This is a genomic window from Bacillus sp. KICET-1 (assembly GCF_027721405.1).
Classification (GTDB): domain Bacteria; phylum Bacillota; class Bacilli; order Bacillales; family Bacillaceae; genus Bacillus; species Bacillus velezensis.
The window spans coordinates 1,447,486-1,469,942 of record NZ_CP113515.1 but is presented as its reverse complement, the minus strand read 5'-3'; the positions used below and the strand labels follow the sequence as shown (position 1 = coordinate 1,469,942).

Genomic DNA, 22,457 nt, shown 5'->3' with positions numbered 1-22,457 from the left:
GGGGACAGCTTCTTTTTTTATCTTTTTCTAAGCGGCTCCAATATGCCTTTTTGAATCAGCAAGTGGAAAACGGACAGCACGACGGATGCCCAAATGGCGGTGCCGAACCCGTCAATCTGAAAGCTGTCTCCCATCAAGGCAGCGGTCATCATCAGCGTGATGGCGTTGATGACAAACAGAAAGAGGCCGAGGGTTACAACCGTGACGGGCAATGTCAATATAATGATGATCGGCTTGATCAGCACATTTAACACAGAAAGAATCACACTGGCGATGACAGCCGCTCCGATACTGCTGATATGGACGGAATCAAAATATCCCGCGATAACGATTAATAATAACGCATTTACTAAAATGCTGACTGCCCATTTGATCATTTATTTCAAATCTCCTTCTAAAGGTACAACAAAACACCAGATAATATATACAATCGGCACGATTCCCGGCATGACAAGCGCTAATACAACGGTGATAATGCGCAAAAGCGACGCATCCATATTGATGTACTCCGCCAAACCGCCGACGACGCCGGCAATTTTACGATTTTTTTCTGAACGGTAAAGTCTTTTCATCCAATCACCTCTGAGTATGCTTGAGCTTAATGGCTCCTGTTAACGATTCTGAGAAAATCGAGAGATGCTGATCATGGCCTTGATTTGATGCCAGCATCAGTTCTTTTTGAATGGTGTCATTCTTTTCCTTTAAAATTTCCGCATCAATCAGCTCATGGCTGAGAGAGCCGAGATTGCTTTTCAGCTCCGCTTTCACCGCCGAATCATCAGGCAGAGCGATCTCCACGTTTCCGGTCGTCGTTTTCGTGTAGATGGAGCGGCAGTGCGGCGCTGTCACGGTAAGCATGATATTGCCGTTAAAGCTTTGAACGTCAATGGATTCACTCGATCCGCGCAAATCAATCAAGCCGTTGATCGTTTCCGCTTCAATCGCTCCGCATTGATGTCCGGCCAGTTTGATTTGTCCGTTAGCTGTTTCCGCCGACGCTTTATCAGCCGTCAAATGAGAAAATGACAGAACGCCGTTTGTCGTTTTCGCCGAGAATTCTTTTACATGTAAATGTTCCCCTCTGATCGGTCCGTTAAACAGCTTCACTCTTATCTTATCGTACTCTTTCTGGGGAACATAAAGCGTGACATTGGTTTTCATCGTTTTCTTTTCCGTGCGGACAAAAAACTTATTGCCCTTCACTTCACACTCAATGTGCTGAAGAAATGCGGTGCGCGCCGCCTCCTGACTGTCCGCCCGGTACACTTTCGCCTGGCACTCCGCTCTGATATCTTCATCCGCCCACGGCACGATATTGACGCTGCCGTTTGCGATCTGCATATCAATGGCCGAGAATTCACTGTCTTTAAATTGAAAAATATGCTGCACTTCGTGTGCGTGGCCGAAATTCAGATCAAGATCCGCTTCCTTCACTTTTTTGACGGCAGAATCAATCCAGTCGAACAGCTTCGCCCCGAGCGACGGCTTTTGGCTTCCTTTTGCCCCGCTTTCGAAATCTTCCGCAGGTTCCTGGACCTCCGCAGATAATGCGGTGATCTGCTCTTCTTTTTCTTTATATTCATGATCCAGTTTTTCAATGAGCGTCAGTGCTTCCTGCGCCGTCAGCATGCCGTCTTCCACAAGCTTTAAAATCCGTTCTTTCTCCTGTTTCATACAAAACTCCTCCCCCGACTTTTCTTACACCTGGCGTAACACCTTAATTCCCTGCACGATATTCCAAATGACCATTCCGATGAGGATCAGAAAATAAACAGCTGCTCCTGTTATCATAACAAAAACGGGCACCATACTCTCCCCTTGAGCCGTAATCAATCCGCCGACAACACCCGCGGTCACAATCAGCAATCCCGCAAACGGAATGATATGGGAAATCAGAGCGCGCATGGCATGCCGCTTCGTCTCTTTTTCATCGACGACAAAGTAAGCCACAATCGGAAGAATGAGCGGCGCGAGAAACACGCTGAAATAACAGATTGATGCGATAATCGCTTGATTTCGGTTCAATAAAAACACTCCCTGTGCCGTAATGTAAAAACCCTTCCTTATACATACGTATGACGAATGGGCGGGTTTCATTTTCATGCTAAGGACATGCTTCGTTATACGTAATTTTTGATTTCAGAGATTTCACTATAGAATCTTTTCCCCGAACCGATTACAATATGTAACAAAGCCTGACCGTATGCAAGGAGGACATACAAATGGAGAAAGATCCCGAAAACGCCCAAGTAACGGAAGAGAGTCTTCGAAATTTAATTCGCGAACAGAAAAGAATGAACAGCGAAATGCTGGCTGAATTGGAACAGATCAAAGCAGCCCCTCTTCCCATTTCCCATGATATCCAATATATAAAAGTGCTGCTGGACAGCAGCAGCACCCATATTCTGCAGGACTTAATGCATTTAAGCAGACAGCTTCCCCAACAGAAAAAAAGCCTGTAACAACAACAGCCCAAAACCGATGAGTTTTGGGCTGTTTTTATTGATCTATTACGTGGCTGCCGTTTCTTTTTCGGCCAGCAATGTTTTCATCCGTTTTCTATCACGTTCCATTACCGGTTTCAGATAGCGGCCTGTATATGATTCTTTCACTTCGACAACTTCTTCAGGCGTCCCGGAGGCTACAATCGTGCCGCCGCCCGCTCCGCCTTCAGGTCCCAGATCGACGATGTAGTCCGCCGTTTTAATGATATCGAGATTATGTTCAATGACCAAAACGGTATCTCCGTTATCGACGAGTCTTTGAAGCACAACCAAAAGCCTTGCGATATCATCAACGTGGAGGCCTGTCGTCGGTTCGTCCAAAATATACAGCGTCCGGCCGGTGGAACGCTTATGGAGCTCGGAAGCAAGCTTGACGCGCTGCGCTTCTCCGCCTGACAGCGTCGTCGCCGGCTGGCCGAGCGTCACATACCCGAGTCCGACATCGGCAAGCGTTTGAAGCTTGCGTTTGATTTTCGGGATATTTTCAAAGAAAGACAGAGCATCTTCCACCGTCATATCCAGAACGTCAGAAATGCTTTTTCCTTTGTATGTGACCTCCAGCGTCTCCCGGTTGTAACGTTTGCCGTGGCACACTTCACACGGAACGTACACGTCAGGAAGGAAGTGCATCTCAATTTTAATGATGCCGTCGCCGCGGCAGGCCTCACAGCGCCCGCCTTTTACATTAAAGCTGAACCGGCCTTTTTTATAGCCGCGCACCTTTGCTTCATTTGTCTGCGCGAATACATCGCGGATATCATCAAACACGCCCGTGTAAGTTGCCGGGTTTGATCTCGGTGTCCGGCCGATCGGCGCCTGGTCGATGTCGATCACCTTATCAAGGTGGTCAAGGCCTTTGATTTCTTTATGGCTTCCCGGTTTCGCTTTGGCTTTATGAAGCTTTTGCGCAAGCGCCTTATGCAGAATTTCATTCACAAGCGTGCTTTTTCCGGAACCGGACACACCTGTCACCGCCGTAAAAGTGCCGAGCGGGAATTTGGCGTTCGCTTTTTTCAGGTTATTTTCTGAAGCGCCCTTAATTTCAATGAACCGGCCGTCAGGCTTTCTTCTCTCCGGAGGCATCGGGATGAATTGAGCCCCTGACAAATAGCGTCCGGTCAGAGAGTCCGCATCATTCATCACTTCTTCAGGCGTCCCCGCCGATATGACGCGGCCGCCGTGAATGCCGGCACCCGGACCGATATCTATCAAATAATCGGCAGCCATCATCGTATCTTCATCATGCTCCACGACAATCAGTGTGTTGCCGAGATCCCTCATGTTTTTCAGCGCGCTGATCAGACGGTCATTGTCACGCTGGTGAAGGCCGATGGACGGCTCATCAAGAATGTACAGGACGCCTGACAAACGGGAGCCGATCTGCGTCGCAAGCCTGATGCGCTGGGCTTCTCCGCCTGACAGCGTTCCCGCCGCCCGGCTCAGCGTCAGGTAATCAAGACCGACTTTATCTAAGAAGCTGAGCCGCTCCACAATCTCTCTTAAAATTAAATCGGCAATCTGCATATCTTTCTCAGACAGCGTCAGGTTTTTGAAAAATTCCAGCGCATCGCCGACGGAAAGCTCGGTAATGGTCCCGATATGGCGCCCGTTGACCAAAACGGCAAGCGCTTCTTTCTTCAGCCGGTAGCCTTTGCACGTCGGGCACGGCTTCTGTGACATGTACTGCTCCATCTGTTCACGGATATAATCGGAGCTTGTCTCCTTATACCGTCTCTCGATATTGCGCAGCACACCTTCAAATTCAATTTCATTTTCGCGCACTTGTCCGAAATCATTCTCGTATTTAAAGTAGATCCGTTCATCGCCGCTGCCGTACAGCACTTTATCAAGCTGATGCTTCAGCAGGTCTTTGACCGGAGTCTCCATATCAATGCCGTAATGGCGGCAGACCGCCTGAAGCAGCTGCGGATAATATTGTGAACTGATCGGCGTCCACGGCGCGATGGCGTGTTCTTTTAATGACAGCTCAGGATTGGGAATGACGAGCTCAGGGTCCACTTCCAGCTTCAAGCCGAGACCGTCACAAGTCGGGCAGGCGCCGAACGGGCTGTTAAACGAAAACAGCCGGGGTTCAAGCTCTCCGATAGAAAAACCGCACAGCGGACAGGCATGATGCTCGCTGAACATCAGCTCCTCCTGACCGATGATATCTATCATGACACGGCCTTCCCCTAAGCGGAGCGCGGTTTCCAGTGAGTCGGAAAGCCGGGCGGCAACCCCTTCCTTGACGACAATCCGGTCAATGACTACTTCAATGGAATGCTTTTTGTTTTTTTCAAGTTCAATATCGTCGGAAAGCTCGGCCATTTCTCCGTCAATCCGCACCCTTACGTAACCTTGCTTTCTGATTTGGTCAAGCACTTTGACATGGGCGCCTTTTCTGCCTGAGATGATCGGCGCAAGCACTTGAAGCTTCGTCCGCTCCGGATATTCAAGAATCCGGTCAACCATCTGTTCAATCGTTTGCGACGTAATTTCAATGCCGTGCTCCGGGCAGTGCGGCTTCCCGACCCTCGCGTACAGCAGCCGGAGATAATCATAAATCTCCGTTACCGTTCCGACGGTTGACCGCGGATTGCGGCTTGTTGTTTTCTGGTCAATGCTGATCGCCGGAGAAAGCCCTTCGATCGCATCAACGTCCGGCTTATCCATCTGCCCTAAAAATTGGCGCGCATAGGCAGAAAGCGATTCAACATACCGCCTCTGTCCTTCCGCGTAAATGGTGTCAAAGGCAAGGGATGATTTTCCCGATCCGGACAGGCCCGTCACGACGACGAGCTGATCCCGGGGAATCGTTACATCAATGTTTTTTAAATTGTGCGCCCTTGCGCCTTTCACCTCGATCCGGTCAATTGCCATGTGTTCATCATCCTTCCGCTTTAAGCTCTAACAGTAAATCACGAAGCTCTGCCGCCCGCTCGAAATCAAGCGCTCTGGCCGCTTCTTTCATTTCGTGCTCCATTTGCTCAACGACTTTCTGGCGTTCTTTCTTCGTCATCTTCGCCAGTTTAGGCGCGGCTTTTGTTTTATATTCTTCTTTATCCTCAGCGGCCTGCGTCGCGCGGATCACATCGCGGATTTCCTTATTGATCGTTTGCGGCGTAATGCCGTGAATTTCGTTAAAGCGCTCCTGCTGTTCCCGGCGGCGCTTCGTTTCATTAATCGCGATTTCCATCGAATTCGTGATTTTATCGGCATACATGATGACGCGGCCTTCCGCGTTTCTGGCCGCCCGTCCGATCGTCTGAATCAGCGAACGTTCAGAACGGAGGAAGCCTTCTTTATCCGCATCGAGAATGGCGACAAGTGACACTTCCGGAATATCAAGCCCTTCCCTCAGCAGGTTGATGCCGATTAACACATCATGTTTTCCGAGGCGGAGGTCACGGATGATTTCAATCCGTTCAAGCGTCTTAATCTCGGAATGCAGATAATTGACCTTGATGCCGATTTCCTTGAGGTAATCGGTCAGATCCTCTGACATTTTTTTCGTTAAAGTCGTCACGAGAACGCGTTCATTCCGTTCAATCCTCGCCTGAATCTCGCCGATCAGATCATCAATCTGTCCTTCGATCGGACGGACGTCAATGAGAGGATCGAGGAGTCCCGTCGGTCTGATGATCTGCTCGATCATTTCCGGCGTATGCTCAATTTCATACGGTCCCGGAGTCGCCGACACGTACACGATATTGTGCATATGTTTCTCAAATTCCTCGAATCGGAGCGGACGGTTGTCAAGCGCTGACGGCAGGCGGAACCCGTGATCGACAAGCACCTGTTTTCTCGCCTGGTCACCGTTGAACATGCCGCGCACCTGCGGAATCGTCACATGTGATTCATCAACGACAATCATAAAATCATCCGGAAAATAATCAAGCAGCGTATACGGCGTAGAGCCCGGCGGTCGGAGCGTCAAATGTCTTGAATAGTTCTCGATCCCTGAGCAAAAACCCATTTCCCGCATCATTTCAAGATCATATCTCGTCCGCTGCTCAAGCCGCTGCGCTTCAAGGAGCTTGCCGTTTTCGTGCATCACTTTCAAGCGCTCCTCAAGCTCCTGTTCAATATTCAGAATCGCTTTTTCCATCTTTTCCGCCCGGGTGACGAAGTGGGAAGCCGGGAAAATCGCGACATGGTCACGGTCGCCGAGAATTTCTCCGGTCAAAGCGTCGACCTCTCTGATCCGCTCAATTTCATCTCCGAAAAATTCCACTCTGATACAATGTTCGTCACGGGAAGCCGGGAAGATTTCCACAACGTCTCCGCGCACGCGGAACGTCCCGCGCTGAAAGTCGATATCATTGCGGGCATACTGGATATCCACAAGCTTTCTCAGCAGCTCGTTCCGCTCAATCTCCATTTCCGGTCTGAGCGACACAACCATTTCCCGGTATTCTTCAGGCGAACCGAGACCGTATATGCATGACACACTCGCGATAATAATGACATCTCTCCGTTCAAACAGAGAGGATGTCGCGGAGTGTCTCAGTTTATCAATTTCATCATTAATGCTTGCGTCTTTCTCTATAAAAGTATCCGTTTGAGGCACGTACGCCTCCGGCTGATAGTAATCGTAATAGCTGACAAAATATTCGACAGCGTTGTTCGGGAAAAACTCCTTAAACTCGCTGTACAGCTGTCCGGCAAGGGTTTTGTTATGGGCAATGACCAGTGTCGGTTTATTCACTTCTTTAATCAGATTGGACACGGTAAAGGTTTTGCCCGTCCCTGTCGCACCCAGGAGAGTCTGGTGTTTTCTGCCTTCCTGTATGCCTTTGACAAGCTTCTCAATCGCTTGCGGCTGATCTCCCTGGGGCTGATATTTCGAGACTAACTCAAAACGATCTTTCACAAAAAAGCCTCCGTTTCTTTACGAAATCTTCCTATTGATATAGTAACACAATGACGGGCAAAATCACTAAAATACGAACTAAAGTTCGATGGTTTGTTTTTACCAAGTCAATTTTTGTATAAAAAACCTGCTTTTATGGCGTAAAAGCAGGCATTCTATTTCATATTCACCATGTCAGGCATTGTCTTTCTTTTTGTCTGCTTCTTTTTTGGCCATGTACAGCCCTCCGGCCACCAGCGATACGACATCCAATCCAACGATAAAATACGTTTCGGTGTAACCCTTTAAATAGGATGCGAAAAGCAGTGCGGCTGTGAGAGCGATCGCCACATAGTGGTTAAACGTGACGCGCGTAAAAAGGACGACCAGCATAAAAGGGAAACATAATGCAAAAACGGCTTTTGTAATCACAAAAACCCTCCTCGGGAATTCTTCATCTCATCTGATTATAGTAAAAAATGAAGAATCGGACAATCATTCCCCTGCTATCACAATACCCTTTTTCAGCAGTCTTCAATCATCTGTCAAAAAAATTGTGAATATAAATCCATTGAACCATTAACCAGATGAATCGAATTACCTTTCTTCAGCCGAAAGGATGAGAAGGTTTAGGTCTTTGTATCTTTGACAGTTTCTTCCTCCCTCTTTACAATGTAATGATAGTGTTTACTATCATTTTCTTGGATGAGGAAAAAAAAGGGGGTCATACCGCATGTATTCAGTGCGATTTCAAAAAGCGGAAGAATCGAGCCGCTCTGCAGGAGCAAAAGGAATGAACCTGATTAAACTGACGAAAAACGGGCTGCCCGTTCCCGGCGGTTTCATCATTCAGACGAATGCCCTGACACGTTTTATGGAAGACAACGGGCTTCAAGCAGATCAGGAACAGATGGAGCGCGCCATTATGAACGGCACGTTTTCAAAAGAGCTTCGGGAGGAACTGACCGCGTTGTTTTATGAATTGAGAGAAACATACGCCTCTGTCGCCGTACGTTCCTCCTCCGCGTCTGAAGATCTTGAAGGCGCTTCTTTCGCTGGCCAGTACGAAACCTATTTAAATATCAAAACAGAAGAAGAGTTTCTCGGAAAAGTGAAAGAATGCTGGGCTTCCTTCTTCTCGGCGCGGGTCAGCGGTTATAAAGAGAAAATGAACAATGACACCGCAGAACCGTTAATGGGCGTTGTCGTGCAAGGTCTCATCAATTCCGAGGTTTCAGGAGTCATTTTCAGCCGCAACCCCGTCACACATGATGACGGAGAGCTGATGATCAGCGCGAGCTACGGTCTCGGAGAAGCAATCGTCTCCGGCAGCGTGACGCCCGACACATTTATCGTCAATAAAGACACATTTCAGATTGAAAAAGAAATCGGCTTAAAAGAAATGTATATCGTTTCTAAAGACGAAGGCGTGACGGAAAAAGAGACGACCGCTGACATGAGAAACCGCTTCTGCCTTGATGACGAGAGCGTCAAAGAGCTTGCCATGCTGACGATAAAGACGGAAGAACTGTACGGTTATCCCGTGGATCTCGAATTCGGATTTGCCGAAAATAAGCTGTATCTGCTTCAGGCCAGGCCGATTACAACAATCGCGCAGGATCAGAAAGCGGCAGACGAAGAACGGGAATTTATCATGACGCCCCGGGATCAGAAAGATTTTTGGCTCAATATGGAGGCCAATATTGAAGGCCCCGTCAGCCCGTTATTCGCCTCACTCATTGTGCCGGCTTTGGAATACGGCCTCAAAGAGAGCACAAAGGCATTCCCAGTAATGGGCATCGAAATCGAGCGTGTCAAACTTCATCAGGGCCGTGTTTTTTCCAGACAGCATAAGACGGACGACAAGCTGCCCGCAGAACAATTAGAAGCGCTTTTCCCCGTCTTGGCTGACCGCATGTACGATATTATTCAGGAAACCTTTCTGCCTTTTTATCAAAAGCTGGACGAACTGGCGCATACAGACCATACGCCGGAGACTGCCCTTGATGCGTTCCGAAACCTGCAAGACTTCTATTTAAAAGGATACGCAGAACATTTCAATATTGTCTTTCCGCAGGTTGCGTTAAACATGATACTGGAATCCATGTACGGACAGGTTGAGAAAGAAAACACCTCCCTTCTGTACGAAATGCTGGCTGGCGTCATGAATAAGTCATTGGAGACCGACAGACAGCTCTGGCTGCTTTCCGGACAAGTAAAAGACAGCCCTGAGCTGCGGCGCGTCTTTACGGTTTCTCATGCCGATGAGCTGCATCAGACGCTTCTGCAATCAAATGAGGGAAAACGCTTTCTCGAACAAGTCGGTCAATTTTTACAGGAATACGGCTGGAGATCCGTGAAAAGCCATGATCTCATTGAAGAAACTTGGGCGGAAAACCCTTATTTCGCTTTGGCCAACATTCAGAACTATGTCCGGAACGGATACGATTTTGACAGTGAGTTTCATAAAACGATAGAAAAACGAAAACAGCTCTACGCCGACTTTATGGATAGAATTGAAGATGACGGCTTCCGGGAGACGTTTGACCGCTATTATCAGTGGACATTGTCTTCATCCGTCATCAAAGATGATCACCATTTTTATATTGATGCGATGCTGGACGCCAAAGCGCGCCTTTGCCTTCTGAAAATCGGCGAGCTGCTTCAAAAACAAGGCGTAATCGATGATCGGGAGGATATGTGGTACTTATACAGCGATGAAGTCGAGAAAGCGCTGGTGTCGCCGGTTCCGATGCAGGAAAAAGCCGCTGAACGAAAACAGCTCTTCCAGCAATATCAATTGCTTGAAGCCCCCGCTTATCTCGGGACTCCGACTTCGGAACAGCTGAAAACGGCTGAACAGATTACCGGCTCCATCACAGAAGATGAAAAAAACACTGAACATCAAATTTACGGACTTGCGGCGTCAAGCGGAATCGCAAGCGGCCCGGTGAAAGTCATTCGTGACGCAAGTGAATTTTCCCGTTTTTCAACAGGAGACGTGCTTGTCTGCAAAATGACGACACCGCTGTGGACCAGTCTGTTCCAGGATGCAAAGGCCGTCATTACGGACACGGGCGGCATCCTGTCACATGCGGCGATCATCGCGAGAGAATACGGGCTCCCGGCCGTTCTCGGCACACGTGCCGCGACTGACAGGCTCAACGACGGAGATATCGTCACGGTGGACGGGACAAACGGCAAGATTACGATTGTCAAACGCGCTTCATGCTAGGTTTCCCTCTTTATTGACGGGCAGGGCGGGTGTATACTTGTCCTGCCAGTATTTACGCGAGGTGAAACATGTTGAGAACGACGAACAAGAGAATTATTGACGCCGCGATGAATCTGATCATCCAAAAAGGATACCGCGCAGCGACAACAAAAGAAATCGCAGAAAAAGCAAAAGTAAGCGAAGCAACGATTTTCCGTAATTTTAAAAACAAACAAGGATTAATGAAAGCCATGATTGAACAGCAGACGCCGGCTCCGGAAAGCATGATCACCAAGGCGGAAGGCGATCTGTATGAGGATCTTCTTCATTTCGCCACGACCCTTCTGCAACAATTGGAACAAAAAAAAGAAGTGTTCCGCATCTGCCTGCGCGAACCGGAACTATTCGAAGACGTCCTGCAGGATATTGTCGTATATCCGCAATCCGTGAAAAAGCATTTAATCGTTTACTTTAAGGAGCTGACAAAGAAAAATATGATAAGCCCCGGCAGCGAAGAAGCTAATGCAGACGTCTTTATGACGATGATTTTCGGTTATTTTATACACCGGCTGCAGCTGGGGAAAAGAGTCATTACTCTCTCTGAGGAAACGATGCTGAAACACAGCACTGAGATTTTCATGAAAGGCATTACCGGCCGGTCACTTTCCGGCTCCAAGGAGGATGAAGGATGGGTTCAAAGAAAGAATGGGCGCTGATCGTTTCGCTTTTGCTGGGAGCCATACTCGTTCCCATCAATTCTACGATGATCGCAGTCGCCCTTTCGTCCATTTCCCGCTCATTCAGCGAATCAATTGCCAGCATCACATGGGTAGTGACCGTGTATTTAATCGTGATGGCCGTGACACAACCCATTGCCGGCAAACTCGGTGATATGTACGGAAACAAAAAAATGTATTTATGGGGTGTCGGCCTTTTTCTCATCGCATCATTGGGGTGCGCCCTCTCGCCAAGTCTTTTCTTATTGATTTTCTTCCGGGCGCTTCAGGCTGCCGGCGGCGCTTTGCTTACGCCAAACAGCATCGCCATCATCCGCCATGTCGTGTCTGAAAAACGGCTTCCGAAAGTATTCGGCTTTTTCGGCCTCGGTGCCGGGCTGGGCGCGGCTCTCGGTCCGTTTATCGGCTCTCTTTTAATTGAGAGCTTCAGCTGGCATTCGATCTTTTGGGTCAACATTCCGTTTCTTGCGATCGCACTCGTGACGGCATTAGTGATGTTTCCTAAATATAAAGAAGAAACGTCTGACGCTCCGCTTGATATCATCGGGTCCGTTTTGCTTGCCGGAAGCATTGTATCTATAATTCTTCTGACGAAAAATGAAAGCTCTTTGGGCTATTGGGTGTACGCGCTGCTCATTCTCGTATTTGTTCCGCTATTTTTCAGGCGGGAGCTGCGCACGAAACATCCGATTATTGATTTTGATCTGTTTAAAAATACGACCTTTACGAGCGCCAATCTGTCGGTTCTGTTAAGCAATTTAATGATGTACGCCGTGTTATTGATTATGCCGCTCTTTATGACCGGCCACTTCAGCATGAATACGTCGCACAGCGGCATGGCGCTGTCAGTCTTTTCTGTTTTCATGTCCGCCAGCAACTGGGGCGGAGCTCAGCTGCATCAGAAATGGGGCGCGCGAAGAATGATTTTTCTGTCCTTCGGGCTGATGGCTGTAGCCAATCTCTTATTTCTGCTTTTGGTTTATTCCCATTCCGTTCCGTTTCTTATGGCATCGCTTATTGTCGGAGGCATCGCGTCAGGTGCGGGGCTGACGAGCATGCAGGTATCTTCTCTTGCGACGGTAGAACCGGGCATGTCCGGCATCGCATCCGGGATTTTCTCCACCTTCCGTTATTTCGGAAGCATTATTTCTTCAGCGCTGATCGGTTTAATCTCCGGGTTTCATATTCTGTTTATCATATTGATCGGAGTTTCTGTGATCGGCTTGTTCGTATCACTTGGTATCAAGTCCAGGGAAACCGTTCAGACGAAAAAAAGCCATTCGGCATAACGAAAAAGGTTCCGTAAGCATCTGCTTTCCGGAACCTTTTCTAGTTTTAGAATCTTTTTATTTAAAAGAGAAAAGGGAAATGTAAATCGCTAAGAGCTCAGATCAAGTTCGGCCGCTTGCGCCGTAATCCGGCCGTGAAAAAAGCCCGGCCGCCGTGTTGTTAGCGGCACCGGGCTTAAAACTGAAAGCTTATTATTTCCAATGTTTTTTCTTAATTTTTTCCATAATTCTCCTTACTAAAACCTACCTAAAACAATTATTGAATATTACTTTTATAATTAAGCAAAATTAAGTAACAATCATTGAAGGATTCTCAGACTGATAAAATTTATTTTAAATATAATATTTCAAAACACATTCAAACTGTACAAAGAAAAGAAAGTCTAAATTTTTATTTTTGGAACTTGATTGGGACAAGAAAGTCTAAACCAAAATCTTTTTAGATTTATATAATAACACGTCTGTCGATTATCTAAATTCTACCAAAAAATGAATGCGAAAGAGAGATTCCTCTTGTACAATGTAAGTTACCACACCAACATTGACGAAACGAGGAATCTCTCATGAACAAGAATAAGTCTCTGTATCTTTAACAATAGTATTTACAATATCATTAGGATACCGATTTAAAAAAAAATGTTCTCCTTTAAACTTATGAAATTTCACGTTTCCTTCAACAACTTCACTCCATTTATGCATTTCATTGATATGAGTCGAAAAATCGCTATCCGCATAAAAAACGCTTACTCCACAACTTATTTTTTCTGCTTTGGGCTGAAACTTATAATTGTCCAAAATTATAAAATCTGCTCGCAAAATCGGAAGAAACATATCCATAATCTCTTTTGTATAAAACTCCTCTGGTATTCCCCCATATTGTTCCACCTTTGTCAAGAAAGTTTCATTAGTCATATTTTCAATGTCTTCTCTCTTTTCAAAAATATGTGGAGCATCTCGCCCAGAAAAAAACAGATGCCTTGGTTCCTTAGTTCCCATTTGCTTAAGTTTATAATATATCTCATAAGTCAATAAGGCTCCCATGCTGTGTCCAAATATAACATATTCATCGTCATATTCTAATTGTTCACTTATTCTTTTGGCGATATCTTCACTTGCTTCACCAACAGACTGGTAACAAGGCTCTGTGAATCGAGTTCCTCTTCCAGCCAATTCACATATACACAATTCATATCTATCCGGCAGTAGTTTTTTCCATTCATAATATGCATTTACCGACGCTCCAGCATATGGAATAGGAAATACTTTTATTTTATTTATTTCACTCACTCCTATGTTCAACTTGAGCCCACTATCATTACTATATAAACCTATAAGTATTCAAGATACATTTAATTGTACTTCTCTATCTCTCGCTGCTCTGCCAGCAATAAATTCACCATATCACTATAGCTATTCAAACCGTCTGTCTGATTATTTGCCTTCAGATATACGTCATTTACATTTCTTGAAATACTTGAAATAACACCCTCATACTTATCCCGGTACTGCTCATTTTGTTCTATATCATGCCGCACCGCTTTGGACAGACTGGACATTATATCAGACGCCTTATCTGGATCCACTTTCTTTAGCTCAGATATAGAATAATCAAATGCCAGAAATAAACCACTGTATAGTATCATTGGATCATCCTGCTGCTTACATGCCAGATAAGCTATAAAATTAGCCTCATCCTCATGCATGAAACCACTCTGATGTGCCAATTCATGCGCCATAGTAGCAGGCACCAAAAAAACTGGCACATTAACATTGATATTGGATTCATAAGTAAAAGGGACAAAAATACCATGTATCCCTGCATGCGACATTAGTTTTGACATCACCACTGGTTTTGGTGTTGAATATGAATGCTCCAAAACAGGATATTTCTTTGATAACATTTGCATCGAGAACACTGCGTGTTGTGCATAATAATCAAAAACCTCTGGTACATGAGCCAAAAGATCAGTATCCGCTAACTTTTCCCTTGCCAATTCCATTTCAACGGCAAGTGACTTACTCAATTTGACCAGTTCCTCCTTGCTGTAGTTCTCTTCTTTATATTCGGTATAAGACAAAAAAGAATATCTGTAATAGTTTATTCCACCCAAAATAGTATAACAAAAATATATCACGCTACAGATCGTAACGATTCCTAGAGCACCACGATAAACTACCATCCTACGTGCACCTTTACTCATGATGACCTTGCGCACATAATAAACGATATAAAATAGAAATAGTAACACAACCAACACTACGAGCCATTCACTAACAGAAAATGTGACCCAAGAAGGTACAAGTCCTACTGTTTTTGACAATAACGGATATACAGACCTACTGTATTTCTCCGCCCAATCCTGATGGTTCTGCGTGTATTTTGTCAGTATATAAGCTATAACTCCAAGTGAGATCAACGGCAATCTCTTAAGTAAAAGCTTTTTTATAATGTACTCCTCCTATCCAACATAACGATTATAATCAGTTATTCTTAATATATATCCTGCTAAAGATTCATCTTCTAAAGGTTTTGGAGTTAGCAATAACCTTTCCAATAAGCCATACCTCTCCTTCATTTATTTTTTTATTATTTCAAAATAAAACAGCTAAGAAAATATAATTTTCTTAGCTGTTTTACTTTCTAGCTGATTTTGAAATCTAGTTTAGGAGTTCTTGAAACTATTCCGAATAATTATGAAAAATCACATTATAATGCTGTCATTTCTTCGTGCTCGTGTTCATCCTGCACGAATAAAATACCTAATTCATGATGTTCGCCTTCATAGGACGCGCGCTGATCAAACCGGATCTCACCGTTCAGGCCGATGATCTCCATTTTTACAAATGCGCGGTTTTTTTGAAGTGCTTCATAAAAATCCGATACATGCTTCACGGGGATGCCGTTTACTTTCGTAATAATCTCACCGATCTTCAGCTCAAGATCGTCCGCGGGTGTGTTCGGAATGATGCCGAGCACCATTAAGCCCTGATCCCGCTTAGAGAAATAAAACGGAGCCGCGTTATCGTTCAGCCGCTGTCTCAATGATAAAAACAGGCGTCCGAGCACCGCAATACAAGCGGCAGCTCCGGCAAGCGGAGTCCACCAAAGGGCCGCTGCCCCGAATACGGCCACGATAATCCCGAGAATCATGACACGTTTCGCCGTTATCCTTATGCTGACTTCCGGAAGTGACCCCTGCACACGCTGTCCGAAGCCGGCGATATAAGGAATCCAGATCAAATGGAAAGAGCCGCCCGGCACGGTAAAGACAGGCCACCAAGAAAGGTGGGACTCAAGCCCGCTGCCCGGCACCAATAAGAAAAGCGGAAGCAGCCATGCGCGATTCGCCAATTGTCGGCCGATGGGCAGGCCTCTGCTGCTGACGACAAGCGCCGGAGATGTTTTCAGATGCGCTGAACGGCAGGCAGCCGCTCCCTCCGTGATAATCAAAAGGCCCATAAACACGGCCGCCGACGCCCAATTCACACCGAATGCCTGCGGAAACCGATCCGCAAACGGCACTGTGTGGGTATACTGAAGGATAAACGCAATGAACATGCCGGCGCTGACAATATAAGCTGAGGACAGCCAATTCATACGGAACGTCAGCGAAGCCAAAGCCGTCACGGCCGCGATTATGCCGAGAAGACCGAATGGAATCGAAATTCCCAGTCCAAAAAATAATATGGAGAGAAGAATACCCGGTATAAGTCCTTTTATGTATGTAAAGATAAGCTCGTCATACATATCCGCGATTTTTGTATGAAACGTATGGCGTTCACGTTTGATCCGCAAATATCCGCATGCGAGACTTATGATGATAAAAAACCAGAACATCGGGTGCAAAAAAAACAGACCGATACTTTTCAGAAGTTCAATTCCCCATTGAACAGACACTGCTTTCACCGCCTCAAGCCAAACATTTTAATTCTATTCTACCAAATAATCATTGGCTTGAATATCTCAAACGTCTATCTCTCTTCCGTCATCCACAGCGTTACATTTGAGAGAGAGAAATCTTTCAGATAGTGGTCAACCTCCACCTCGATCACGCCGCTGATCAGAAGCATGGACCGCTTAATATCCGTCAGATTGATTCCTAAACGTTTATGGTTTTTCATTAAGTAAGTGAAATAATGCTTCGCACACTCTTCATTGATTTCGTGAACGCATTCAACATTTGTGTAATTGACCAGGTATCTGCTGAACAGCATAAGAAGACTTAGTGCTTTTGTTGATGAAAATGTAACGTCTTTTGTTCTGTCTTTTAGTTGTTCCACTAATTCATAATATTTTTTTTCACGCACAATACTTGCCCTCTTCAATTGTGAACCCCCATTTTTTTATCCAGATAAGCACGGGTGATTACAGCTGCCGTGCTGAAGCGCCGCAAACACTTCTGCTTTCGATACTGAAATGCAGCTGCCAAACTAAAACTGTTCTCTATTAGAACCTTCTTTTATTGTAAGAACTAAAACTGACTGAGGCAACTTTCAAAAGTTTCATTTTGAATACATATTAACTCGGCATAAAGTCTCTCTTCTCTATAAATATCGGGTAATGTTTGTCCTTTATAAATGTTTAAATGTGAAAATTTTTTTAATATCTTGTCAAAACCGTCATAATTATATGTCTTTTGGTTCATTTTTTACGAATGACAAAAGAAATAGGAGACGCAAAAAACGCCTCCTTTTCATTTATTTTACAAATAATGATTTTAACGCCATTTGCAGCTGCAAATCATTTTTTTCGTCAGATTTCTTCTCATTCATCAGCTGATTCATTTTTTCCGCTGTCTTTTTATCAATGACTGCTGTTTTATCAAGCTTGTACCGGTCTTGAAACGCCAGAACGGCTTTTTTCATTGTTTTGCTGAAATAGCCGTCCGCTCTGCCCGGGTCGAAGCCTAGGCCTTTCAGCAGGATTTGGGCGTGTTTGACATCCGCGCTGTTCATATCAGGCTGAAGCGGCCGTTTCAGCTGAAGCGGTCCCGCCGCAAAATAATCCGGCTGGCTCACGGCGATTGTCGGAGCAATGCCTTTTTTGTGAATCCAATTGCCTTTCGGTGTCAGCCATTTGTAAAGCGTCAATTTAATGTTGCTCCCGTCTCCCATAGGCACGGCCTGCTGAACCGTTCCTTTACCGAAAGAAGTGTCACCGACAACGTCATAATGTCCCGCTTCTTTTAACGCGCCCGCAAGAATTTCTGAAGCGGAGGCGCTTCCTTTATCTGTTATAATATTGACGGGATACGGCTTCTTATGTTTTAAGGTTGAGAAATATTGTTTTTTATCGCCGTTACGCTCCGCAATTTGGATATACGGCATGTCTTTTGTGATGAAATGCTTTAAAATTTGTTCGACGCTTTGAAGGTAGCCGCCGGGATTCCCTCTTACATCAAGGACGAGACCGTCAATCCCTTGTTTTTCAAGCTTTTTCAGCGCCGCGGCGAAGTCCTGGGCGGTATGCTCGGAAAATGTCGATATGCCGATGTAGCCGACATGATGACCGCCTGATTCTTTGCGGGAAGCAAATACGGTTTCAAGCGGGATTTCCGCTCTCTTAATCCGGAATGACAGCTGTTTATCAGTACCCGGACGCTGTATTTTAATAGAAACCTTCGATCCTTTTTTTCCTCTGATTTTCAGCACGGCTTCGTTTAAACCTTTCCCGTTCATTGACTCGCCGTTTATGCTGATGATTTCATCATTCGGCTTGAGTCCCGCTTTTTCCGCCGGAGATTGCTTAAACGGTGATACGATAATGATTTTATTGTCTTTCATACCGACTTCAGCGCCGATCCCTTCGAAAGAAGAATCAAGAGAATCGGAAAACTGCTTAGCTGTCTGCTTGTCCATATAAACGGAATAAGGGTCGTTTAATGTAGACAGCATCCCCTGAATCGCTCCTTCAAGAAGCTTTTCGTTATCTACATTTTCCACGTATTCGTTCGAGATCAGCTCATATGCTTTTTCGATTTTTTCCATTGCCCGGCTTCTTTCTGCGTCTGATGAATTCGGCTGTGCCGCCCCGGCAATATGGGCTCCGCCGCACATGATGCTGACGGCCGCTATCACTGCGATCATTTTCTGCTTCATCGTTTACCTCCTCTTAGTCCTTTTACGAAAACCTGGAGATAGTATGTGTAAATTGCAAAGAATTCATGTAACGGCAACAAAAAAATGAAAACGCGAGATTGTTTCATATATATGGGTAACGTATAATATTTTGTATGCAATTCATTAAATATACAGGAGAATGCGAAATGAAAATAAAATTATCGATTTTATCCGCGGCGGTTCTGGCCGCAGGCATTACCGCCTTTGTCTGGCCAAAAACAGAGGCCAATGAAAAAATGCAGACGGACGCCCTGTATGTTTCTCCGGCAGGCAGCGACCAAAATGAAGGAACGAAAGAAAAGCCGTTCCGCACATTAAAACATGCGGCTGAAAAGGCAGAGGCCGGGACAACCGTATTGATTCGGGAAGGGACGTACGATGAAACGTTTGAAGTAAAGCACAGCGGCACGGCCGAAAAGCCGATTACATTTCGGAACTATCAGAATGAGCATGTCTCAATCAGCGGCAAATCTGCGCCAAAAAGCGATTCTGAAACTCCGTTAATTCAAATCCGCAATAAAGAGTACATTACCATTCACGGCGTTACGCTTGAGAATCTCTCCGTATCATCAGAAGATGCAACGGCCATGGGAATCTTCGTCACCGGATCAAGCAGTCATATCAACATTGACGGCAACCATATCCGAAACATTAAAACCACGGCTGATGAGGGAAATGCACACGGCATCGCATTTTACGGCACAGGCGCCATGAAGGATGTCAGCATCACAAATAATACGGTTGAAAAACTGACGCTCGGCGCAAGCGAAGCGGTCGTGCTGAACGGGAATGTTGACGGATTTAAGATTGCCGGCAATACCATCCGGGACAATAACAATATCGGGATTGACGTGATCGGATACGAAGGAACGTCCAAGCAAAACGACTATGCACGAAACGGCGTCATTGAAAACAATACGGTGAGCCATAACTCTTCTTACGGAAATCCCGCTTACGGAGATGAATATTCAGCGGGCGGTATTTACGTTGACGGCGCAGAACATGTGGACATTAAGAATAACACCGTTTACAACAATGACCTCGGCATTGAAGCCACTTCCGAACATAAAGGGAAATACGCGCGAGATATCCGGATTACGGATAACAAGGTGTACGGCAATGCTTACACCGGTATTTCAATCGGAGGCTATGACACGAAACGCGGCGGCACCATCAATTCGGTGATCGCTCATAACATTATGTATCGAAATGACACGAAGGACCTTGACGGCGGCCAGCTGCTGCTGCAGTACGGCACAAAAGGGAACACGATCGAAAAAAACATCATGACGGCAAGCGGTTCACGGATTTTTATCGCAAATGATTATACGAAAAACGAAGGCAATACCGTTAATCATAACGTCTATCACAAAGAAGCGGGAAAAGGCGGCATTTGGAATTGGAAGAACAGAGAATATGATTCATTCACAGCGTACCAAAAAGGAACGGCAAACGATTCGGATTCCATTTATGCGGACCCGATGTACCGTGACGAATCGTCTTATGACTTTACATTAAAGCCCGGATCACCGGCCCTGCCCGTCATTCAGTAACGAAACCATTTAAAAAAGCCAGTCTATATCAGACTGGCTTTTGTATTTATACACGAAGGAATTTCCGGATGGAAGTCAGACTTCCCCATACTCCGATAACCGCGCCGATCAGAATGAGCACAAGTGATACTTGGAACACAAACGGGCTGTACGGCAGAAGTGAAACAAATGAGCCCTGAACTTTCGGGGCCACCCAAGCGACCATCGACTGGTACGTACTCAGCACGAGAGCGATCGGTATGATAGAACCGAATACCCCCAGCAGCAGCCCTTCCAGGAAGAACGGCCAGCGGATAAACCAGTTTGTCGCGCCGACAAGCTTCATGATTTCAATCTCTTTTCTTCTGGCGAAAATCGTGATTTTAATCGTATTTGAAATTAAGAACATCGCCGTGAACAGAAGGCCGATGATTAACGCAATCCCGATGTTGCGTGACACCCCGACGATCTTAAACAGACGGCTGACTTCTTCTTTCCCGTATGTCACTTTATACACATGATCAAGCTTCTCAATTTTTTTCGCGACTTTCGGCGTATCATGCGGATCTGTCGTTTTGACGATAAACGCGTTGTTCAGCGGGTTTTCCTGATCTTGCATTTTCATGGCCTTTCCGCTGTCGCCGAAGCTTTTGACCAATTGATCAAGCTCTTTATCTTTAGATGAAAACTCTACGCTTTGAATTCCCGAGATGTCTTTAATCTCATTCTGCAGCGTATCCTGCGTTTTCTTATTGGACGTCAGATCGATTAATACTTTAATTTCCACTTCTTTTTCAGCATTTTTAGCCATGTTGTTTAAATTCAGCATAATGACTAAAAACACGCCGACCAAAATCAATGTAACGGTAACGGCACTGATGGATGCAAATGTCATCCATGTGTTTCTTCCGAGAGATTTAAAACTCTCACGCAAATGGCGCCCGAGAATTTTAATCATAAGAACCATACTCCCCTCTTGACTCATCACGCACAATAATTCCGTCTTCGATCGCGATGACCCGTTTCTTCATGGTGTTTACTATTTCTTTATTGTGTGTCGCCATCACGACGGTCGTTCCGCGGTTATTAATCTCTTCCAGTGTCTTCATCACTTCCCATGATGTTACCGGATCAAGGTTGCCCGTCGGTTCGTCAGCTATCACGACGTCAGGATTGTTGACGATGGATCTTGCGATGGAAACACGCTGCTGTTCTCCTCCGGAAAGCTGGTCGGGAAACTGCCGTGCTTTATGCTTCAGCTGCACAAGATCGAGCACTTCGAGCACGCGTTTTTTAATGACTGACTGCTGCTCTCCGATAACCTCAAGCGCAAACGCTACGTTTTCAAATACCGTCAATTTCGGAAGGAGTTTGAAATCCTGGAAAACAACACCTATTTTACGCCGCACGAAAGGAATCTCTTTTTCTTTCACAGCCGCGAGATCTTTATGGTTAATCAATATTTGCCCTTTTGTCGGTTTTTCTTCTCTGTAAATCATTTTAATAAAAGTAGATTTACCGGCTCCGCTCGATCCTACGACATATACAAATTCTCCGGGATGAATCATGACTGACAGCCCGTTAATCGCTTTTACACCGTTCGGATAGGATTTATATACTTCTTTCATCTCTATCATGAAATCACCTAATCTTTTATTTATGTCTTGCAGCCATAGAGTTCGCAAACATATAGCGGTTTATGGCCGATTCGTCAGGAAACAGATGAAAAATCTGAAAGTTCCTTTTCCTCAGTACACTTCATTATACGTCAAATTTAGACATATTACTATTACAGTTTCTTTTCATTCCCAGACCGTGAAAAAACCTTGCCCCTATAACAGGCAAGGTTTTTCTGTTATTTTTTCTGTGACAGCCATTTTGCGATCTCAGCGGCTTCCTTATCATTTACAAGATGGCTCGGCATATTGCCGCGTCCGTTTTTAATGATGCTTTCAATTTTAGCTTCATCATACTTCCCGCCGACTTCCTGTAAATTCGGGCCTCCGCCGCCTTCTAAGTCTTTTCCGTGACAGCCGATACAGCTTTGCTGATAAAGCTCTTCTCCTGCTGACGCAGAAGCTTTTGATCCGCCTGAGCTGTCAGAGCTTTCTTTTTTCGATTCATTGGATCCGCCGCATGCCGCCAGCAGGACGGACATGGTCAGAACCAGCGCCAGCAGCGCCCATTTTGATTTCATATGTAAGATGCA

The 22,457-nt window shown here is 45.6% G+C and carries 20 protein-coding genes; 5 read left to right on the top strand and 15 right to left on the bottom strand.

Features of this window, described 5'->3' with window-relative positions:
* Positions 1 to 17: 17 nt before the first annotated feature.
* Genes OVA33_RS07515 through OVA33_RS07500 form a run of 4 tightly spaced genes read right to left on the bottom strand, consistent with a single transcriptional unit; the run spans position 18 to position 2,025 of the window.
* Complete coding sequence (locus tag OVA33_RS07515) at positions 18 to 377, bottom strand: phage holin family protein (RefSeq protein ID WP_013353752.1); 360 nt, start codon at positions 375 to 377, stop codon at positions 18 to 20.
* On the bottom strand, positions 378 to 572 hold the full coding sequence (locus OVA33_RS07510) for a PspC domain-containing protein (RefSeq protein ID WP_014418985.1): 195 nt from the start codon (positions 570 to 572) through the stop codon (positions 378 to 380). It abuts the gene before it with no gap.
* Positions 573 to 576: 4 nt separating this feature from the next.
* Positions 577 to 1,674: a DUF4097 family beta strand repeat-containing protein gene (locus tag OVA33_RS07505; protein WP_007407448.1), complete on the bottom strand. Its 1,098-nt coding sequence runs from the start codon at positions 1,672 to 1,674 to the stop codon at positions 577 to 579.
* A gap of 24 nt (positions 1,675 to 1,698) precedes the next feature.
* A complete protein-coding gene (locus OVA33_RS07500; RefSeq protein WP_003151444.1) occupies positions 1,699 to 2,025 on the bottom strand; it encodes a hypothetical protein in 327 nt (108 codons plus the stop codon).
* A 197-nt stretch (positions 2,026 to 2,222) separates the two neighbouring features.
* On the opposite strand from OVA33_RS07500, the gene OVA33_RS07495 reads away from it, so the two are divergent.
* Positions 2,223 to 2,462, top strand: coding sequence for a hypothetical protein (locus tag OVA33_RS07495; RefSeq protein WP_003151443.1), 240 nt, complete (start codon positions 2,223 to 2,225; stop codon positions 2,460 to 2,462).
* Positions 2,463 to 2,510: 48 nt separating this feature from the next.
* Here the strand turns inward: OVA33_RS07495 and uvrA are convergent, their stop codons facing one another.
* The 3 genes from uvrA to OVA33_RS07480 form a co-directional block, all read right to left on the bottom strand.
* On the bottom strand, positions 2,511 to 5,384 hold the full coding sequence (uvrA, locus tag OVA33_RS07490; RefSeq protein ID WP_128974131.1) for an excinuclease ABC subunit UvrA: 2,874 nt from the start codon (positions 5,382 to 5,384) through the stop codon (positions 2,511 to 2,513).
* A 7-nt stretch (positions 5,385 to 5,391) separates the two neighbouring features.
* Positions 5,392 to 7,377, bottom strand: coding sequence for an excinuclease ABC subunit UvrB (gene uvrB, locus OVA33_RS07485; RefSeq protein WP_003151439.1), 1,986 nt, complete (start codon positions 7,375 to 7,377; stop codon positions 5,392 to 5,394).
* Positions 7,378 to 7,551: 174 nt separating this feature from the next.
* Positions 7,552 to 7,788 (bottom strand): CsbA family protein, encoded by a 237-nt coding sequence (locus tag OVA33_RS07480; RefSeq protein ID WP_003151438.1) that lies wholly within the window; start codon positions 7,786 to 7,788, stop codon positions 7,552 to 7,554.
* 301 nt (positions 7,789 to 8,089) lie between these two features.
* Between OVA33_RS07480 and OVA33_RS07475 the strand changes: the two genes are divergently transcribed.
* From OVA33_RS07475 to OVA33_RS07465, 3 genes are all read left to right on the top strand, one after another.
* Positions 8,090 to 10,591: a PEP/pyruvate-binding domain-containing protein gene (locus OVA33_RS07475; protein ID WP_128974132.1), complete on the top strand. Its 2,502-nt coding sequence runs from the start codon at positions 8,090 to 8,092 to the stop codon at positions 10,589 to 10,591.
* Positions 10,592 to 10,662: 71 nt separating this feature from the next.
* The gene (locus tag OVA33_RS07470; protein WP_183083370.1) at positions 10,663 to 11,286 is read left to right on the top strand and encodes a TetR/AcrR family transcriptional regulator; all 624 of its coding nucleotides are present in this window, start codon (positions 10,663 to 10,665) and stop codon (positions 11,284 to 11,286) included.
* Complete coding sequence (locus OVA33_RS07465) at positions 11,259 to 12,596, top strand: MFS transporter (RefSeq protein ID WP_017418828.1); 1,338 nt, start codon at positions 11,259 to 11,261, stop codon at positions 12,594 to 12,596. Before OVA33_RS07470 ends, OVA33_RS07465 begins: the two co-directional genes overlap by 28 nt.
* A gap of 561 nt (positions 12,597 to 13,157) precedes the next feature.
* Here OVA33_RS07465 and OVA33_RS07460 read toward each other — a convergent pair.
* The 5 genes from OVA33_RS07460 to ctpB form a co-directional block, all read right to left on the bottom strand.
* Complete coding sequence (locus OVA33_RS07460) at positions 13,158 to 13,895, bottom strand: thioesterase II family protein (protein WP_014418991.1); 738 nt, start codon at positions 13,893 to 13,895, stop codon at positions 13,158 to 13,160.
* A gap of 50 nt (positions 13,896 to 13,945) precedes the next feature.
* Positions 13,946 to 15,013: a DUF3810 domain-containing protein gene (locus OVA33_RS07455; RefSeq protein WP_110085555.1), complete on the bottom strand. Its 1,068-nt coding sequence runs from the start codon at positions 15,011 to 15,013 to the stop codon at positions 13,946 to 13,948.
* A gap of 290 nt (positions 15,014 to 15,303) precedes the next feature.
* Entirely contained in the window at positions 15,304 to 16,494 is a 1,191-nt protein-coding gene (locus OVA33_RS07450; protein WP_063636490.1) for a cell division topological determinant MinJ, read from the bottom strand.
* A gap of 74 nt (positions 16,495 to 16,568) precedes the next feature.
* Positions 16,569 to 16,922, bottom strand: a complete 354-nt coding sequence (gene swrA / locus OVA33_RS07445) for a swarming motility protein SwrAA (protein WP_014305920.1) — start codon at positions 16,920 to 16,922, stop codon at positions 16,569 to 16,571.
* A 372-nt stretch (positions 16,923 to 17,294) separates the two neighbouring features.
* Positions 17,295 to 18,653, bottom strand: a complete 1,359-nt coding sequence (gene ctpB / locus OVA33_RS07440) for a carboxy-terminal processing protease CtpB (RefSeq protein ID WP_406807564.1) — start codon at positions 18,651 to 18,653, stop codon at positions 17,295 to 17,297.
* A 209-nt stretch (positions 18,654 to 18,862) separates the two neighbouring features.
* On the opposite strand from ctpB, the gene OVA33_RS07435 reads away from it, so the two are divergent.
* Complete coding sequence (locus OVA33_RS07435; RefSeq protein WP_017418825.1) at positions 18,863 to 20,269, top strand: right-handed parallel beta-helix repeat-containing protein; 1,407 nt, start codon at positions 18,863 to 18,865, stop codon at positions 20,267 to 20,269.
* A 46-nt stretch (positions 20,270 to 20,315) separates the two neighbouring features.
* Here the strand turns inward: OVA33_RS07435 and ftsX are convergent, their stop codons facing one another.
* The 3 genes from ftsX to cccB all read right to left on the bottom strand — a co-directional run bounded on the left by ftsX (position 20,316) and on the right by cccB (position 22,445).
* Positions 20,316 to 21,206, bottom strand: a complete 891-nt coding sequence (gene ftsX, locus OVA33_RS07430; protein ID WP_007407464.1) for a permease-like cell division protein FtsX — start codon at positions 21,204 to 21,206, stop codon at positions 20,316 to 20,318.
* On the bottom strand, positions 21,199 to 21,885 hold the full coding sequence (ftsE, locus tag OVA33_RS07425) for a cell division ATP-binding protein FtsE (protein ID WP_017418824.1): 687 nt from the start codon (positions 21,883 to 21,885) through the stop codon (positions 21,199 to 21,201). The genes ftsX and ftsE overlap by 8 nt, the downstream gene beginning before the upstream one ends.
* Before the next feature lie 218 nt (positions 21,886 to 22,103).
* Positions 22,104 to 22,445 (bottom strand): cytochrome c551, encoded by a 342-nt coding sequence (gene cccB, locus OVA33_RS07420; RefSeq protein ID WP_007614074.1) that lies wholly within the window; start codon positions 22,443 to 22,445, stop codon positions 22,104 to 22,106.
* Positions 22,446 to 22,457 lie beyond the last annotated feature (12 nt).

What these genes read in the sequence shown, in the direction of transcription:
- OVA33_RS07465 (WP_017418828.1), top strand. Translation starts at nt 11,259, where the DNA reads ATGGGTTCAAAGAAAGAATGGGCGCTGATCGTTTCGCTTTTGCTGGGA.
- ftsX (WP_007407464.1), bottom strand. Translation starts at nt 21,206, where the DNA reads ATGATTAAAATTCTCGGGCGCCATTTGCGTGAGAGTTTTAAATCTCTC.
- ftsE (WP_017418824.1), bottom strand. Translation starts at nt 21,885, where the DNA reads ATGATAGAGATGAAAGAAGTATATAAATCCTATCCGAACGGTGTAAAA.
- uvrA (WP_128974131.1), bottom strand. Translation starts at nt 5,384, where the DNA reads ATGGCAATTGACCGGATCGAGGTGAAAGGCGCAAGGGCGCACAATTTA.
- OVA33_RS07435 (WP_017418825.1), top strand. Translation starts at nt 18,863, where the DNA reads ATGAAAATAAAATTATCGATTTTATCCGCGGCGGTTCTGGCCGCAGGC.
- cccB (WP_007614074.1), bottom strand. Translation starts at nt 22,445, where the DNA reads ATGAAATCAAAATGGGCGCTGCTGGCGCTGGTTCTGACCATGTCCGTC.
- ctpB (WP_406807564.1), bottom strand. Translation starts at nt 18,653, where the DNA reads ATGTGCGGCGGAGCCCATATTGCCGGGGCGGCACAGCCGAATTCATCA.
- OVA33_RS07475 (WP_128974132.1), top strand. Translation starts at nt 8,090, where the DNA reads ATGTATTCAGTGCGATTTCAAAAAGCGGAAGAATCGAGCCGCTCTGCA.
- OVA33_RS07515 (WP_013353752.1), bottom strand. Translation starts at nt 377, where the DNA reads ATGATCAAATGGGCAGTCAGCATTTTAGTAAATGCGTTATTATTAATC.
- OVA33_RS07505 (WP_007407448.1), bottom strand. Translation starts at nt 1,674, where the DNA reads ATGAAACAGGAGAAAGAACGGATTTTAAAGCTTGTGGAAGACGGCATG.
- OVA33_RS07495 (WP_003151443.1), top strand. Translation starts at nt 2,223, where the DNA reads ATGGAGAAAGATCCCGAAAACGCCCAAGTAACGGAAGAGAGTCTTCGA.
- OVA33_RS07510 (WP_014418985.1), bottom strand. Translation starts at nt 572, where the DNA reads ATGAAAAGACTTTACCGTTCAGAAAAAAATCGTAAAATTGCCGGCGTC.